12 protein-coding genes are annotated in these 15,750 nt (G+C 42.2%); 8 read left to right on the top strand and 4 right to left on the bottom strand.

Going from position 1 to position 15,750, the window contains the following annotated elements; translation table 11 throughout:
* The first annotated feature begins 293 nt into the window (after positions 1-293).
* The 3 genes from J2T16_RS02920 to J2T16_RS02910 are packed head-to-tail and all read left to right on the top strand — an operon-like array spanning position 294 to position 3,781.
* Positions 294-1,151, top strand: a complete 858-nt coding sequence (locus tag J2T16_RS02920; RefSeq protein WP_499017895.1) for an ABC transporter permease — start codon at positions 294-296, stop codon at positions 1,149-1,151.
* Between the two features lie 18 nt (positions 1,152-1,169).
* Positions 1,170-2,048, top strand: coding sequence for a carbohydrate ABC transporter permease (locus J2T16_RS02915; RefSeq protein WP_499017743.1), 879 nt, complete (start codon positions 1,170-1,172; stop codon positions 2,046-2,048).
* 47 nt (positions 2,049-2,095) lie between these two features.
* On the top strand, positions 2,096-3,781 hold the full coding sequence (locus J2T16_RS02910) for an extracellular solute-binding protein (RefSeq protein ID WP_499017742.1): 1,686 nt from the start codon (positions 2,096-2,098) through the stop codon (positions 3,779-3,781).
* 102 nt (positions 3,782-3,883) lie between these two features.
* On the opposite strand, the gene J2T16_RS02905 is transcribed toward J2T16_RS02910, so the two are convergent.
* Positions 3,884-5,524: a response regulator gene (locus J2T16_RS02905; RefSeq protein WP_499017741.1), complete on the bottom strand. Its 1,641-nt coding sequence runs from the start codon at positions 5,522-5,524 to the stop codon at positions 3,884-3,886.
* Positions 5,502-7,229, bottom strand: a complete 1,728-nt coding sequence (locus J2T16_RS02900) for a sensor histidine kinase (protein WP_499017740.1) — start codon at positions 7,227-7,229, stop codon at positions 5,502-5,504. Before J2T16_RS02900 ends, J2T16_RS02905 begins: the two co-directional genes overlap by 23 nt.
* Before the next feature lie 245 nt (positions 7,230-7,474).
* Between J2T16_RS02900 and J2T16_RS02895 the strand changes: the two genes are divergently transcribed.
* The 3 genes from J2T16_RS02895 (at position 7,475) to J2T16_RS02885 (ending at position 11,593) form a co-directional block, all read left to right on the top strand.
* Positions 7,475-8,356 (top strand): nucleoside hydrolase, encoded by an 882-nt coding sequence (locus J2T16_RS02895; RefSeq protein ID WP_336120000.1) that lies wholly within the window; start codon positions 7,475-7,477, stop codon positions 8,354-8,356.
* Positions 8,357-9,228: 872 nt separating this feature from the next.
* The gene (locus tag J2T16_RS02890; RefSeq protein ID WP_154888732.1) at positions 9,229-9,975 is read left to right on the top strand and encodes an ABC transporter ATP-binding protein; all 747 of its coding nucleotides are present in this window, start codon (positions 9,229-9,231) and stop codon (positions 9,973-9,975) included.
* Positions 9,959-11,593: a hypothetical protein gene (locus tag J2T16_RS02885; protein WP_499017739.1), complete on the top strand. Its 1,635-nt coding sequence runs from the start codon at positions 9,959-9,961 to the stop codon at positions 11,591-11,593. The genes J2T16_RS02890 and J2T16_RS02885 overlap by 17 nt, the downstream gene beginning before the upstream one ends.
* 91 nt (positions 11,594-11,684) lie before the next feature.
* Here J2T16_RS02885 and J2T16_RS02880 read toward each other — a convergent pair whose 3' ends face one another.
* Complete coding sequence (locus tag J2T16_RS02880; RefSeq protein ID WP_221788121.1) at positions 11,685-12,506, bottom strand: MerR family transcriptional regulator; 822 nt, start codon at positions 12,504-12,506, stop codon at positions 11,685-11,687.
* A 132-nt stretch (positions 12,507-12,638) separates the two neighbouring features.
* Here J2T16_RS02880 and J2T16_RS02875 point away from each other — a divergent pair, with 132 nt between their 5' ends.
* Together J2T16_RS02875 and J2T16_RS02870 are read left to right on the top strand one after the other, a co-directional pair.
* On the top strand, positions 12,639-14,147 hold the full coding sequence (locus tag J2T16_RS02875) for an MFS transporter (RefSeq protein WP_221788123.1): 1,509 nt from the start codon (positions 12,639-12,641) through the stop codon (positions 14,145-14,147).
* A gap of 73 nt (positions 14,148-14,220) precedes the next feature.
* Positions 14,221-14,784 carry a GNAT family N-acetyltransferase gene (locus J2T16_RS02870; protein WP_499017738.1) on the top strand — a complete coding sequence of 188 codons (564 nt, stop codon included), beginning with the start codon at positions 14,221-14,223 and terminating at the stop codon, positions 14,782-14,784.
* A gap of 39 nt (positions 14,785-14,823) precedes the next feature.
* Here J2T16_RS02870 and J2T16_RS02865 read toward each other — a convergent pair whose 3' ends face one another.
* The gene (locus J2T16_RS02865; protein WP_499017737.1) at positions 14,824-15,726 is read right to left on the bottom strand and encodes a helix-turn-helix transcriptional regulator; all 903 of its coding nucleotides are present in this window, start codon (positions 15,724-15,726) and stop codon (positions 14,824-14,826) included.
* Positions 15,727-15,750: the final 24 nt, after the last annotated feature.

The raw sequence follows: 15,750 nt of genomic DNA, 5'->3' as shown, positions 1-15,750 counted from the left end.
GGAGAGACTCTATAGGCATGAGGGTTATTTTCGTTCAACGGACGTGTCATATTAACAATTTGTTATCGAAGTTATCGTTTTATCATGTTGACTTGGAAGTTGCGAATCTATACTAAATGTACGGAGATATACCAGAGTATGATGTTTATCTCTGCAGAACATAGAGAAAGAAGGGGAGCACGCGAATGAGTAACGCAAAAGCCACCACACCCACGCAAGCCGATGTGATTCGTCCGAGTCCCCGGCGCATCAAACGCAAAAAGGGCTTTAAGCGAACACTGGCACTGGATCTTATGCTACTGCCAGCGGTTATCTTGACGTTCATATTTGCTTACATACCGATGGGCGGATTGGTCATTGCTTTTCAGGATTACAAACCCTGGCTCGGGTTTGCCAAATCTTCTTGGATCGGACTGGAACATTTCCAATTTCTATTCAGTATTCCGGAGAATGTACAGGTGATCTGGAACACGTTAATTATTGCTGGAATGAAACTGATTGGAGGTCTGATTGCACCATTGATCTTTGCATTACTCCTCAACGAAGTACGAAAGGAAACGCTTAAGAAGAGTATACAAACGTTCGTTTATCTGCCGCACTTTCTGTCATGGGTTATTCTAGGCGGAATTTTGCTGGACATGCTCGCTACAAAAGGCATGATCAATCAGTTTCTTGGGGCCGTGTTTGGCCTGGAACCCATCTTTTTCCTCGGAGAAGGTACATGGTTTAGAATCGTTGTGGTCACCAGTGATATCTGGAAAGAATTCGGGTTCGGCGCGATTATTTTTCTCGCCTCCCTGGCAGGCATTAATCCGTCACTATATGAAGCTGCTGAAGTAGATGGAGCGAGCCGATGGCAGCAGACTTGGTCCATTACGATTCCTGCTCTGATTCCGATCATGATTGTCGTAGGAACGTTGTCCCTTGGAAACATTTTAAACGGAGGATTCGACCAGATTTTCAATCTATACAATCCGCTCGTGTACGATAAGGGTGATATCATTGATACCTTTGTGTACCGAATAGGTCTCATCGACGGGAAGTTTGGATTCTCGGCTGCGGTTGGACTCTTCAAATCGGTTGTCGGATTCGTGCTAATTGTGCTCGCATACCGTACAGCTTATAAATTTGCAAATTACCGTATTTTCTAGAAAGGAGACCTTACCGGCATGTATCATAAAACAAAACCTTACAAAGTTTTCACCGTGTTTAACTATACGTTCTTAATTTTATTATCGTTACTCTGTATTATCCCGTTGATTCACATTCTCGCGGTCTCCTTCAGCGGTAAAGCAGCTGCCAATGCGAATCTGGTCGGACTCTTTCCGGTTGAATTTACCTTTGATGCTTATGAGAAAACATTGGCCAATGAAAACTTTATCCGTTCCCTATGGGTTGCCGTACAGCGAACCGTGCTGGGTACATTTCTCAGTATGCTTGTTGTCATTCTGGCAGCGTATCCGTTATCCCGGGAAAACCGAAGCTTCAAACGTCGTAATATCTATACGTGGTACTTTGTGTTTACGATGCTGTTCAGTGGAGGCTTAATTCCATTCTACATTCTTATTCAGAAGCTCAATTTGCTCAATACGATGTGGGTGCTTATTCTTCCCGGAGCGGTATCTGTATGGAATATGATTCTCTTGTTAAATTTCTTCCGCAATGTGCCTAAGGAGCTGGAGGAGGCTGCTTTCATTGATGGTGCGGGTTATTTTCGAACATTGATCTCTGTCTTTTTGCCCGTGTCGATGCCTGCCATCGCTACGCTATCCCTGTTCTCCATGGTAGGGCACTGGAACGCCTGGTTCGACGGTTTGATTTTCCTGACAGATCACGAAAAATATCCACTCGCCACCTTCCTGCAGACGATCATCGTTCAGCAAGATTTCAGTAAAGTTTCCGTGCGTCCCGAAGACCTTGAGAATATCTCACAACGGACGATCAAGGCGGCTCAGATTTTCATTGGCATGGCACCGATCTTGGTGGTGTACCCCTTACTGCAACGCTTTTTCGTTAAAGGGATTGTACTTGGTGCTGTTAAAGAGTAAGACCAATTCAGGGTTAACTAAATTTTATATGATATGGGGGAGACAACATGTTTAAAACATGGAAAAAGCCGCTTCGTATGTTGATGGCTGCTACAATGTTATCTAGTGTACTCGCAGCATGCAGCAACGATTCTACATCACAGAAAAATCCTAGCGAAAGTAATGAATTTTATTCGGCACCGTTTGAAAATGGTAAGTATGTTGAACCGGTTACCATTTCGACGGTATTCCCGATCACCAGTAGCTTGAAGTTCAAAAATGGGGAAAACATTGAAAATAACGTGCATACAAAGTGGGCTCACGATACACTAGGGATCGATATTAAATATTTATGGACGGTCAGTGAACAAAATAATGCTTACCAGACCAAACTTCGTCTCATGCTCACATCAGGTCAGAAAATGCCGGATATTATCTCTTTCCGCGGAAGCCAAACATTAATTAGTGATTTAATTGAATCAGGTCAATTCGTGGATGCAGGAGAACTGTTCGATAAATATGCTTCGGATACGTATAAAAAAGCGATGGCGGAAGATCCAAATGTATGGAATCCTTACATCCGTGATGGTAAACGAATGGCAATTCCTATTCTGGAGAACGCTTACAACAATGATCCAGTGATGTACATTCGTGAAGACTGGCTTAAGAAGTTGAATCTGAAAGCCCCAACAACATTAGATGAATTAGAAACGGTAATGGATGCCTTCGTCAATCAAGACCCGGATGGAAACGGGAAGAAGGACACCGTTGCTCTCTCTGTAGGGTTCAAAAACAATTTGAACACATGGATGGCAGAATCCGGCTGGATCTTTGGCATGTTCGGAGCGATGCCGAATCAGTGGAATAAAGCAGCAGACGGTTCGCTTGCATACGGCTCTATCCAACCCGAGATGAAACCGGCACTGGAGAAGATGAAAGAGTGGATGCAGAAAGGTTACATTGATAAGGAAGCGGGGCTGTACGATGAGCCTAAGGCCGCTGAAGCATTCACTGCCGGCAAGTCTGGTATTATCGTTGGTCCTTACTGGATGACAGGCTGGCCAATCCCGGATCTGCAGCAAAATGTGCCAGGTGCTGAATATAAAGCATATCCACTTCCTGCTGGTCCTAATGGTAAAATGGGACGTCACGGAACACCAATTAGCACGGGTGCTGTTCTGATCAACAAAGATATGGAACACAAAGACGCATTCTTTGTATACCAGAACTATCTGTTTGATAACTGGGCTAATCCGGACAGCACAACATTCGTACACGGGTTTGCCAAAGGCTATGATTATGATATCGGCCCTGACGGTGAAGTATATAAAGAGCAGCAAAGCGACAAAATTCCGGGCGGCTGGATTGATGCGATCCGTTATTCATTAACCTTTGATGGAGCGATCATTCCTAACCTGATGATGAATACGTTAGCTGATCTTGCGAATGGGAAAGAGCCGACCACTCAGTATGAGAAAAACCTGGCGGACCGAATCCCTGAACAGATTAAGGCAGCCAAAATTGTCATTGATCAAAAAGATATTGTAATGCCTCAGATGTTCACGGGTGTTCCAACGAAAACACAGGTTGCCAGAGGCGATATGCTAACCAAGCTGGAAAAAGAAGTATTGAACAAAATCATTTATGGCCAAGCGCCGATTGAGGAATTTGATACTTTTGCGCAGCAGTACATGACTTCTGGAGGTAAAGAGATCACGGAAGAAGTCAATGCATGGTATGACACGATAAAATAAAAAACGAACCGCGCTTCACGTACAAGGGGTTTCATTTACCTGTGTACGTCAAGCGCGGTTTTTTGCTTTGTTTTAACGTTAACTTTCTTCACGATACGCGCTTTACTGTTCCCGGTATTCCTGCGGTGTCATCCCGAATTTATCACGGAACACCTTGATGAAATATTGGGAGTTGGCATACCCCAGTTTTTCTGAAATCTCATATACCTTATCCTTCGAATGATTGAGCAGGTAGAGGGCAAGATCCATTTTCACACTTAAAATATACTCACTTAAGCTGATACCTTGAAATTGTTTAAACAGCTTGGAGACGTATACCGGATGCAAGGATACATGATCTGCGATCGATTGAAGACTGAGGGAGTGCAGATTAGAAGAAACAAATGTCTTGATCTGATGAATAACGTCATGTTGCTCATCAAAAGACTGTTCTTCCAGCTTTATACGCAGCCGATCAAGCATGTTATCCGCCCAATCCGTAAGTTGGGAGACTGAACGAAAGGGCACACGTGGAACCCATTCATTTCCTACCAGATCGGACAACAACGCTTGGTTTTTGTGGGCAATGTAATGAAAGGATGATAACAATACAATCTGAATCTCGTCCATATGTTCTTCGGTTTGTTCAGGTAATGCACTATATCCGATCTTAATTCGGTGTAGACGTTCTTTGAATACTTCCCATTGTGCCGTTTCAAGTAAATGATTGAAGGTTGGGGGTTCATATAATATATGCAAAGAACGAATGGATACGGGGCGATAACTTTCCTCGAGGGAAAGGAAGTATCCCGTGCCGTTACCTACCTGCTTTTTGAGAGCCGATAGGGCTTGCTCGTACATGTCACGAATATCTTGCCTGAGTCTGCCTCCATGGCTAAGAATAACCGAAATACCACCTTTCAGGTATTCATTAACATTGTGATGCAACTGTAGGGAAAGATGGGTGAGATCCTGATTTTGCTTCATGGGTTGCTCACTGTGATCCGTCTCTGGTGAAGTATCCAATTCGTTGTTTTCAGGTCCAGCTGACTTTAATAAAAAGACCAGATAATCGTAATGATCCCTACAGTGCCAGGTATAAAAAGCCGTATTAAACAACTCACATGCAATGTTGGTCACAGCGTATTCAAACAATTGCAAACTGGTCGTCGTATACCTGGTGAAATGCTCTTCCAGCCGCACCAGAACAAGCTGTACTTCATCTTGGGCATGGAATGGTAGCTGACAATGGCCCAACTTGCCGTTCAAAACATCTTCTGAATAACGATTACCTTCAATCAGTTGATTCAGTAATCTGTCCTTCAGCGAAGGCAGGTGCTCACGAAATGAGTTTATGGCTTGTTCATAGGACAAAGCCCTGCGAATCTGTTCTTCAATGGACAGCACTGTTTTTTCCAGACAGGATGCCAGCTTTTCGACATCCAGCGGTTTCAATAAATACTCGACAACACCATATTTCGTCGCTTCTTTGGCATACTCAAACTCGGCATAACCGGTAAGCAAAATGCAGGGAAGATTGGGCTTTACCGCCTTGATCTGCCGTATCAGTTCAAGTCCGTTCATTACCGGCATTGAAATATCAGTGATCACAATGTCTACCGTTTGTTCCTCCAGAATGGATAATGCATGCATGCCGGAGTATGCTTTGTGAATACGCTCAATACGGTATTGATCCCATGGGAATGAGATCTCAAGATCGTCGATCACATAGGATTCATCGTCAACTAACAGAATCTGATGCATCTGCAATATCCTCCTTATGTATAGTAATGATGTACGTGGTACCTTCATATAGGCTGGATTGTATGGACAAGCCCGATCGTTTGCCATATGTAAGCTTGATTCGCTGATTCACATTTCGGACCCCAGTTCCAATCTGTTCTTCTGGACGTGTTAATTCATCCATATGCTCACTGATGAGTTCAAGCCGTTCTGCTGGCATGCCTACACCATTGTCTGCAACTGTGATACGTATGAACTCCTGATCCTGCTCTGCACGAATTGTAATTTCCCCAGGACCCATGGAAGGTTCTATCCCGTGTTTGACACCATTTTCAACGAGCGGTTGCAGGATCATGCGAGGAATACGAATAGGTAGAAGCTGTTTTGGCACATGAATCTCACAGGTAATACTTTTTTTTCGCATATGTATGATGGACATGTAATGATTCACAAAACGGAGCTCTTCACCAAGCGTTGTATCCATATCTTCAATGCGGTGAATATAACGGCAATATGCAGCCAGTTCCAAGGTCATGGCGGTTACAGATTCATAGTCTTTGACACTGGATTTGCTTTGAATATAGTTGAGGCAGTTATATAGAAAATGTGGATTGATCTGGGCTTGATACTGCCTCAACCTGGCCTCTTTGACCGAAAGCTCTCCAAGTAGCACCTGCTCGATTAACGTCTGGGTATTCTCGGCCATTCTGTTAAACGACCGGCCTAATATTCGAAACTCAAGAGTCTGTGTTTCATCAACACGGCTGGAGAAATCTCCCCGGTCAAAACGATCAATCGCTTTGCGTAGACGAATAATCGGTTGTTGGATCTGATTCCGTAGCGCCAGAGTGTACAGTAGAGAGAGCAGAAGCATCGCCACCAGGGCCAGCACAAATAATGTGTTGTTACGTGAGATTGACTGTTGCAATTGATTGGTAAGATGGTAATCAATAAAGTACAAATCGAGAATGCTTGCTTTCATATAACTGATGAAATAATTCTGATCCTGAAATTCGATTTCGAAGAAACCGCTATCATTTCTGATCTGTGGAATAACCTGTGCGTCAGCTTCGGTAAGTTGTGAGGAGCCTAATCCCCGGATTGCTGTCTTAAAATGCGAATCATAAAGCATTGGTGTCCCGGAAGTATATTCAGACATCATTTTCTGCAACACCTCCAAGGATATTCGAATCTCGATGTACATCGGTCCTCGATGTCCCTTGGTAAGATGCGAATAATACCCCGTACCATCCTTGTTCATATGTAACGTCCATTTATCCAGCGGATCTTTGGACATGACAAACGGCTGAAATGAAAATTCACGGTCCGAAGATACGGTAGCCTTCTCATCTGGATAATATAGAATGATCGTATTGTTCCAAGCCGTTGAAGCACTGTTAAGGGCCAACTTCTCCATTAGCTCGAGTTTGGCTTTGTATTTAGCAAAATCATTCCCGAAAGTGAGCGCATACGTATAACCTCTAACCGATTGGTCCTCCGATAATGTCAGCGCATTCATTAATACCTGCTCGAATTGATTGGACAGCTGGGAAGACATGAAACGCACTTCACCCAGTTTGTTCTTCTGCAGCTCACGCTGAATTTCATCCACGTTTAATCGATAGATCCACCAAAAGATCAGGATGATTAGTACAAACATCAAAACCAGGCCCAGCGCCAGTTTTTGAAAAATAGAAGCGTTTTCTTTTGAAAACTTTTCCTTCAACATATTTTTCCCCCTGTGCAGCAAAGAAGCATAATGACTACCCTTTATTCTACAATATCTTGCTATATTAGGGGAAGGAACATGAGAGAGAGTGGGGGAGTTACAACCCATCGGCCAAGCGCAAACATTTTGATATCTGTCTAAAGATTTATGATAAACTGAGCTATATCAAATGCTGGAGGTACAGTATGGGGATTTGCACTGTTCTCTTGTATAGCTAATTTCATATACAGGAGGTTTAAAACATGGAAAACGTTCTACTTGATACTGATATTGGTGGAGACATTGATGACGCGATCTGTCTAGCCTATTTATTAAAAGAGCCACGGTGTGACTTAGTCGGCATTACCACCGTTTGTGGAGAGCCGGAGAAGCGGGCAGCCATTGCGAGTGCGATATGTAGAAACGTGAACAGAGACATTCCGATTATTGCTGGATTGGACACAACGTTGCAGCCTGTGCCTGTCTATCCAAAGCCTGACGGTGCGGCGGCCTTATCCAACTGGGAACATGATATCTATGACAAATCGGATGCGCCTGCTTTTATGTACGAGATGATTAGGTCTCATCCACGTGAAATAGTGTTACTCGGCATTGGAAACATGACGAATATTGCAACGTTGTTCAATACCTATCCTGATGCTGCATACCTGTTAAAAGGACTCTATGTGATGAATGGATATTTCGGCCATGAACCATTGCCTGAGCCCTATTACAATTGGAACTCATGGGCAGATCCGCTCGCATCTCAAATTGTTTTCGCTTCTAACATAGCGACTCACCGAGCCATCACACTGGAGATTACAGAACAATTGACTATAGAGGCAACCAGAGCTGGAGAACTTTTCCCTGCGAAATCCGAATTGATGAAATCCGTATTTGATTTTGGTAATTCGTGGCTGGAAAGCTCGAACAAGCTGACTCTACACGATCCGCTCGCGGCTGTTAGTATTTTTTATCCCGAAGTTTGTCAATTCGAAAAAGGATTTGTCCGCGTGGAAACCCAAAAGCAAACGTTAATGGGAGGTACCTCATTCGAAGCAGCCCGTAATGGCAACGTAGAAATTTCTCGGGAAGTCGATAAGGAACGTTTCTATCAAATTTTATCGGGTACGTTAAACTGCTAAAGAAATTCAATTCTTAAAACCGTTGTTAATCTGAAATATGATCAACGGTTTTTAGTTTTATTATTCTTCCATGTGTTTAGGACCTATCAAAAAAAGAACCATTTAAACTTAAATCCAACTGTTAAAAACATGAAATCCACCCCCACAAAATAAGCATGCGAAATGGTCGTGGAATTACTAAATACTCAGAATAGATTTTGGAGAAAATTTTGAGCATAGATATACTCCTTTGTTTTAATAGATTTAGCGAACTATTTTCTGTATAAAATCTACTCTTCAAACATTCGGTTATTTCATAAAATAAGTGTATAACTTCACTCCCCAAACGCCATTTTCTATACAAACGCAGATTTTGACTCAAATGCTGGCGACTTTAAGCTATCCTCATGGACAACGATATCTGACTCATTCGGGTATACGTTCGACACAGGAGTAGTTGCGATAGACAATATACATATTGGGATTTTATGGGTAACAGACCCCTTATAGCGGATGACTCGGAATAAAAAAATGTACAGAAGGACGACGTAGGGGAATGGTTCCGATCATTACTAGTGAAACTCACAACCAGCTATGGTCTATATGGAAAGAAATCTACTGTTCAAAACCGAACTATCATTAGATGGTTCGGTTTTTTATTCCTAGATACAACAAGGAATATTATAAATCAAGATCGAATACAAGATTAAGTAATTGTCTAATTTCCCAAGATTATCTACTGGGTTCCATTAAGACGATTTACCTTCTAAAGGGATGTGAATGGCTATCCTTTTATGAAAATAATTTGAAGGGATTGATAAGTATGAAAACTAAACAATTAATCAATTTGTATATGGACGAAAATAAGGGTTTTGAAAGCGAGGAGCTAATTAATGAAACTGGTATTACAGAATGTAAGGAAGAGTTTTGGTGAGAAAAATGTTTTAAACGATCTAAACTTTCAATTTGAAAAAGGAAAAATCTATGGCCTTCTTGGTCGAAATGGCGCTGGAAAAACAACATTATTCAATTGCCTAGGTGGCGAGATTCAGGCGGATGGCGGCGCAATGGAACTAGTTAACGATGCGACATCGCGGCACTTAGAGGTAGATGATGTAGGTTATGTTTATTCACTGCCTATGTTGCCAGAATTTCTGACGGGATATGAGTTTGTACGATTTTTTATAGATGTTAACGCTGATGTAATCGAAGGGCGAGGAAACAATATTGATGACTTATTCGATATGATGCACATGACATTAGAAGACCGTCACAAACTCATTAAACAGTATTCACACGGAATGAAAAATAAAGTTCAAATGATGCTATTCTTACTGATGAAACCCGCTGTGATTCTACTGGACGAACCGCTCACTTCCTTTGACGTCATTGTTGCGAGCGAGATGAAACAACTGCTGCGTGATCTGAAAAGGGACCATATCCTGATTTTTTCAACTCACATACTGCAACTGGCAACGGATCTGTGCGACGAGTTAGTTATTTTAAATCAAGGGAGTTTGACTCGGATTTCACCTGATATTCTCACTCAACCCGACTTTGAAGCACAGATTATTGAGTTATTGCGACATGAAGGCGAAGAGGGTAGCCAGAAGGAGAATGCCGATGCAGGGAATCTTTAATACAGTTTCTCTCATGTGGCAGTTGCAGGTGATCACGCTAGTCAACCGTTTAATATATTTCATGCAAAGGTTACCGGTGGTAGGCCCTCTCATTAGTGACCAAACATATGCTGCTTTCCGGGCGAAACGCACATTAGGTGCAGTCGCAGTAGTTCTAATGTTTGGAGCTGGTTTATTAGAAAGTTTAATCTACTTCTGCGGAATGCTCGCATTGCCCATACTTTTATGGACGGAAGATCATTATACGGATCGATTTGTACTCGCTCTTCACATGTATTTTTGCATTAGTGGCGTGATGGGTGCAGTGACGGGTGCGAAAGTGCTGGAAACAAATAAGATGAAGTATACTGCGATCAAGCTTATGCGAATAGCGCCAACTCGATATATGCGAGCTATACTGTTTCACAGGTATACCACATTTTTCTTATATCAAGGAGTGGCCTTTACACTGGTCTCCTTATTTTTCAATTTTTCGATCAGCCATGTATTGCAAGTCGTCGGAATCATGACTTGTTGGAGAGTCTTATGCGAATTTTTACATTTGGCAATATTTCAGCAGAAAGGCATTGTTCTCATACAGAAAACGTGGGCTACGAGTTTAACAATGTTAATCGCACTTGCTCTCGCTTACCTTCCTTTAACCCAATGGAGCATTCCTTTATTTGGGGCTACGATATTGGATCAACGTTGGTTTGTGACCATCATCGTGTTGTCAGGAACTGTCGCCGGGTATATTTTGCTCAAACATACGGAATATGCAGCCGCAGTGCGCGCAGTAACAAATAATGCTGATCCGCTGTTGAACACAGAACTCATGATCGCTGATCTTCAACAAAGAATGATCCAGTCGAAGGGGAGCGATCTTAGCCAGCCTTCATCCACTAACCTCCATGTCATTGAGCAGAGCGTCCAGAACACCGTAAACAAAAAGGGATACGAGCAGATGCATGATTTATTTGTTAAGAGGCACTCGAATCTCCTTCTCGCACCGATCCACAGACGTTTAATCGCTATTATGATCATTGGTTTATTGTTATCTTGCTTGGCATTCATTTTCAAAGATCATATTTCGCTGAATGTAGTAGAAAGATTTACGCCTTTACTCATTCTAGCCATGCTAAGTCTGACGGTAGGTAGTCAAATCTGCAAAATGTTATTCTATCATTGCGATATACCACTTATGCGTTATGCATTTTACCGTAAGGATGCGAAACAGCATTCCCTTTTGAGGTTTAAATATATATTAAGCACCAATTTAAAATTAGGCTTGTGTTTTGCGGCTGTCACAAGTGTGCCTGTACTCATATTAAGTGAGGGACGGAATATAGATTCACTTCTTGCTATCTGGATTTTAATCATTACGCTGGCTGTTTTTTTCTCAGTACATCATCTATTGTTGTACTATGTACTCCAGCCCTACACAGTCGAGTTGGAGACCAACAATCCTCTTTTTACAATCGTGAACAGTCTTATCTCATTAGGTATTGTTGTCGCGATCTTTCTAGGGCCTGCACTCTGGTTGTTAACTGCTGCCATAATCGTGTTGACGGTAGGTTATCTATTCAGTGCTGTACCTCTTGTCAGCAAATATGCTCATCACCATTTTAGAGTCAAATGAGAGTGAACATATTAAACGTTTAACATTAATCCTCCCTTTTAAAAAGAAGGGGGGATTTTGTTATTCATCTGGCATGCAAATGAGGAAGAGATCAATGTGATACTTGAACAAATATCCGTATTTTATAGTCGTCTGGATTCTTTTCTGTCCAATAGGTGTGCAGTTCCAATGCATATACATCTCCGCTTATATTCATTCCTTTACTTGCAATGAAATTTTTAATGACAGAATACGTTTGTGGCATGCTATCGTATGATCCTTTGTGATCTATAACTGCATATAAACCTGCAGGTTTGATCAACATCTTTTCTTCAGGAATGGAGGTCTTTATTTGGTTTGCTATGTATTCAGGATAATAGCCCCCGGATTCAAATCGGTCTTTACTTATAATCGTCCAAATCGCAAATTCATGATCGATATAGTGTGTTTCACAAAAGTCTCGATGTTCGGTTAATTTTTTGGCAAACTCCTTATCACCATCACCTATATCCAGTTGGGTAGTTATAAAATATTCCTCTAGGCATTCTAGAATCATTGGTGCGTTTCGTAACTCTACTGTTGCTTCCTCTGTCATCTTGATGGCACTTGTCAAAATATTTTGCATCTGAGTAATTCTACGTTGTTCTCTTTCCAACTCCACCTGTTTTTCTTTTAACATATTGATTAATAGAGGCGTATTTTGCTTCTGGAGAAACACCTTGATTTCCTCTAGTGAACTCCCAGCTTTTTTGAGCACAATAATCAAATCAAGTACAAGACATTGTTGAACGGAATAATAACGGTAGCCTTTAGAATTGACAAATTCAGGTTTTAACAGTCCAATATCATCATAATGAAAAAGGGTATGTTTAGTCACTCCGCAAGTTTTAGCTAGTTCACTGGTTGTGAAATATTCGTTTGATATATTCGACATTTTTCTATCCTCCATGCCTCTATAGCTATGTATTAAATTCGCTGAAAATGTTTGTTGACTATAGGGTTACCCTATACATTATAGTTCAATATGTTAAAAGTTTAAAATAATTCGTACGGAGGAAGATTACTTATGTCAACATTCAAACGCTGGATGATTTTAATCATTGTATCCAGTGCACTCTTACTCATCGTCATGGATATGACCATTCTTTACACGGCTATGCCAACGTTAACACATGAATTAGGTGCGACTGCTTCACAAAAATTATGGATATTAAATGGTTACTCACTTGTTATGGCGGGTTTGCTTCCCGCAATGGGGACATTAGGAGACCGCCTGGGTTATAAACGGGTTTTCTTAATAGGTTTGATTATATTTTCAATCGCTTCACTTACTGCGGCATTTGCTCCCAACCCCTATGTTTTGATCGCGGCAAGGGTACTTCTTGCTGTCGGAGCATCGATTATGATGCCTGCTACCATGGCAATCGTCAGAGTTACGTTTACAGATCCCCGTGAGTTAGGCTTGGCTATTGGTATTTGGGGTGCTGTTGCCTCAGGAGGTGCAGGACTTGGACCCATTGTTGGTGGACTTCTTCTCGAGTATTTCTCGTGGGGATCTGTATTCTTAATTAATTTACCGATTGCAATACTAGCATTTGCACTAACCATACTGATCGTTCCTAAACATGAAGGGAATAGAAGTAAAAAATTTGACTTAACCAGTTCAATCCAAATTATGATTGCCTTGGTGACTCTAATTTATGCGATCAAGGAGTTTACTCGCCGCGAAGGTTCGGTAACTTTTGCAGTAATCGGAGCTGCTGTCGGCATTGTGGCACTTCTTATCTTTATACGTCGTCAAAACAGAAGTTCTGACCCACTTATTGACCTTTCATTATTTAAGATACCTCTGTTTACCACAGGATTTATTACGGCATTGGTAGGTTTATTTGCTATGACGGGAATCCAATATATTGTGACGCAACGCCTTCAATTAATAGAAGGTTTCAGCCCACTACTAGCCGGAGTATATACGTTAACGATCCCTTTTGCATCTGTCATTGCAGCTCCAGTGACCGGAATGCTCTTGAATCGCTTCAATGTTATTTATATCAAGGGTGCTGTTCTATTCCTTACAGCAGCAGGATTAGGAATCTATCTTGTACAATTTGATTCGGGCATTGCTGGTCAGGTATTTGGACTAGCCATTTTTGGAGTAGGCTTAGGTGGCGGGATGACGGTAGCATCTCATTCTATAATGAGTAGTGCTCCGTATGAAAAAGCAGGTATGGCTGCATCGATGGAAAGTGTGGGATATGAAGTTGGTGGAGCTACAGGAATAGCCATAATCGGCAGTCTATCAGGTCTTGTGTACACATTAACCATGAAAATCCCAACAGGATTGACTGTTCCAGTAAATGTGAAAGATAGTTTGGATGAAGCTTTAATCGTAGCAGAAGGGCTGCCTGGAACAGTCTCGGAAACATTGAAACAGGCCGCGCGATTTGCGTTTGATCAGTCCTTTTTTGCTGTTATTGTAGCCCTTATTGTGTTATTGGTAGTTGCTTCATTAAGCATGTTATGGATTGGATCACGATCAATGAAAAAAGCAGAAGAACCGCGGCGCTTGAGATAAGGTAAGGGGGAACAGACTCTGTTGATCGACAACATGAGACAGGAATTGTGATAACCATCTGGAGGCGATAAAAGTGCTTGAATTAGAGTTTACAACGATAGAGACCTGGGATAAAGCCTTGTGGGCGCGAATAGAGCGGATCTATCGAGAGGCTTTTCCATACGGCGCCAAGACAAAAGTGATTCTGCGCAGTATGCTGGATCGGGGCATTGGTTACTTACACACGGGCATGCATCATGGGGAAGTGGTCGCAATGGCCGTTACTGGACTCGGGGGGAAGGGCGAAGAACGCATCCTGATCATCGATTATCTCGCGGTTGAACAGAAGTTGCGCGGATCGGGTATAGGAACATGGATGCTGAAACAGCTTCGAGCTTGGGCAACAAGGGAACATGGGGTCAAAGGTATAATTATCGAGGCGGAGTCCGGGACAACGGAGGCACATCTGGAACGTATTCAGTTCTGGCAACGCAACGGCTTCGTCCTGACTTCCTATGTTCATCAATATAGCATGGTGCCTGAGCCGTATCAGGCAATGATGTTGCCACTGGGTAGAAGCAAGCATGTGCCTGATGACGGTAAAGCACTATTTCGTTATATCAACGCTTTTCATAAAGTTGCTTACCGGAAGAGTTAGACCGCAGTTATGGTAGCTCATTTGTAACCGTAACCTTTATCAATTCATAACTTCTACACGATTCTCACTGCGATATTTTGAGGGAGACTGGTTATAATATTTTTTAAACGAATGACTGAATCGTTCCGGTGTTGAAAAACCTGCCGCGATCGCTACCTCCCGAATCGGCAAATCGGTCGTCAGCAGAAGCTGCGCTGTAGCCTCCATACGCGCTTGCCATTTCTTGTCCTTAAACGACATTCCGTATTGCTTCTGCACGGTCCTTTCTGTCTGTCTTGTGCTTAGTCCAATTTTATCTGCAAGCTGTTTCAATGTTATGGATTGATAATCATATAAGAAACTGTTCTCAATGGTCACAAGCCTGCTATCATTCAATGTTTTAACAGGTGCATTCAGTACCGCGGTGGTACCTTGGTAATAATGTCTGATTGTTCGAGCTACAATCATCTCAAGTATGTTCGATGTCATTTGATGAAAACCTATATGTTTGAGTGACACCTCCCGAGCAAGCATCTCAAATAAAGTCATCATGTTTTCCTGATCGGGGCCGATCCAGAAAGGCGTATCCAGTAGCCACCTCGAGAGAAGCCCCTTTCTCGGAAGATCTCTTGTGTTTTGTTTCAGTTGAAGTGGTCCCGTAATAATCTCGAAGAAAATACAATACTCAGCCATGGGGTCCGTTTGATCTGGAATTTGCTCATGCTCGACCTCAGGGCCAGTCATAAACAACGTGCCGGGCGTTAAGGAATAATGCTGGCCGTCGGCAATAAGAAGCCCCTTACCGCTCGGAATATAATGAAGCTCATAGCTTCCATGACTGTGGCTGTGTTTGGGCATCGTTTGATGAAAATAACCGAATTTTACATAAAGTACGTTAAGGACAAGGTCATCGAGTTTTAACTTGATATCCATATCATCAATATCTATCGGGGGTAGATTCATGGTCTATTCTCCTCTGTCATAATG

The sequence above is a fragment of the Paenibacillus intestini genome, from assembly GCF_030803945.1.
Classification (GTDB): Bacteria; Bacillota; Bacilli; order Paenibacillales; family Paenibacillaceae; genus Paenibacillus; species Paenibacillus polysaccharolyticus.
This window is presented reverse-complemented; position numbering and strand designations above follow the sequence as displayed.

Excerpts from the sequence above, each read along its gene's own strand:
- J2T16_RS02920 (WP_499017895.1), top strand. The coding sequence starts at position 294 with ATGCTACTGCCAGCGGTTATCTTGACGTTCATATTTGCTTACATACCG.
- J2T16_RS02915 (WP_499017743.1), top strand. The coding sequence starts at position 1,170 with ATGTATCATAAAACAAAACCTTACAAAGTTTTCACCGTGTTTAACTAT.
- J2T16_RS02910 (WP_499017742.1), top strand. The coding sequence starts at position 2,096 with ATGTTTAAAACATGGAAAAAGCCGCTTCGTATGTTGATGGCTGCTACA.
- J2T16_RS02905 (WP_499017741.1), bottom strand. The coding sequence starts at position 5,524 with ATGCATCAGATTCTGTTAGTTGACGATGAATCCTATGTGATCGACGAT.
- J2T16_RS02895 (WP_336120000.1), top strand. The coding sequence starts at position 7,475 with ATGGAAAACGTTCTACTTGATACTGATATTGGTGGAGACATTGATGAC.
- J2T16_RS02890 (WP_154888732.1), top strand. The coding sequence starts at position 9,229 with ATGAAACTGGTATTACAGAATGTAAGGAAGAGTTTTGGTGAGAAAAAT.
- J2T16_RS02885 (WP_499017739.1), top strand. The coding sequence starts at position 9,959 with ATGCAGGGAATCTTTAATACAGTTTCTCTCATGTGGCAGTTGCAGGTG.
- J2T16_RS02880 (WP_221788121.1), bottom strand. The coding sequence starts at position 12,506 with ATGTCGAATATATCAAACGAATATTTCACAACCAGTGAACTAGCTAAA.
- J2T16_RS02875 (WP_221788123.1), top strand. The coding sequence starts at position 12,639 with ATGTCAACATTCAAACGCTGGATGATTTTAATCATTGTATCCAGTGCA.
- J2T16_RS02865 (WP_499017737.1), bottom strand. The coding sequence starts at position 15,726 with ATGAATCTACCCCCGATAGATATTGATGATATGGATATCAAGTTAAAA.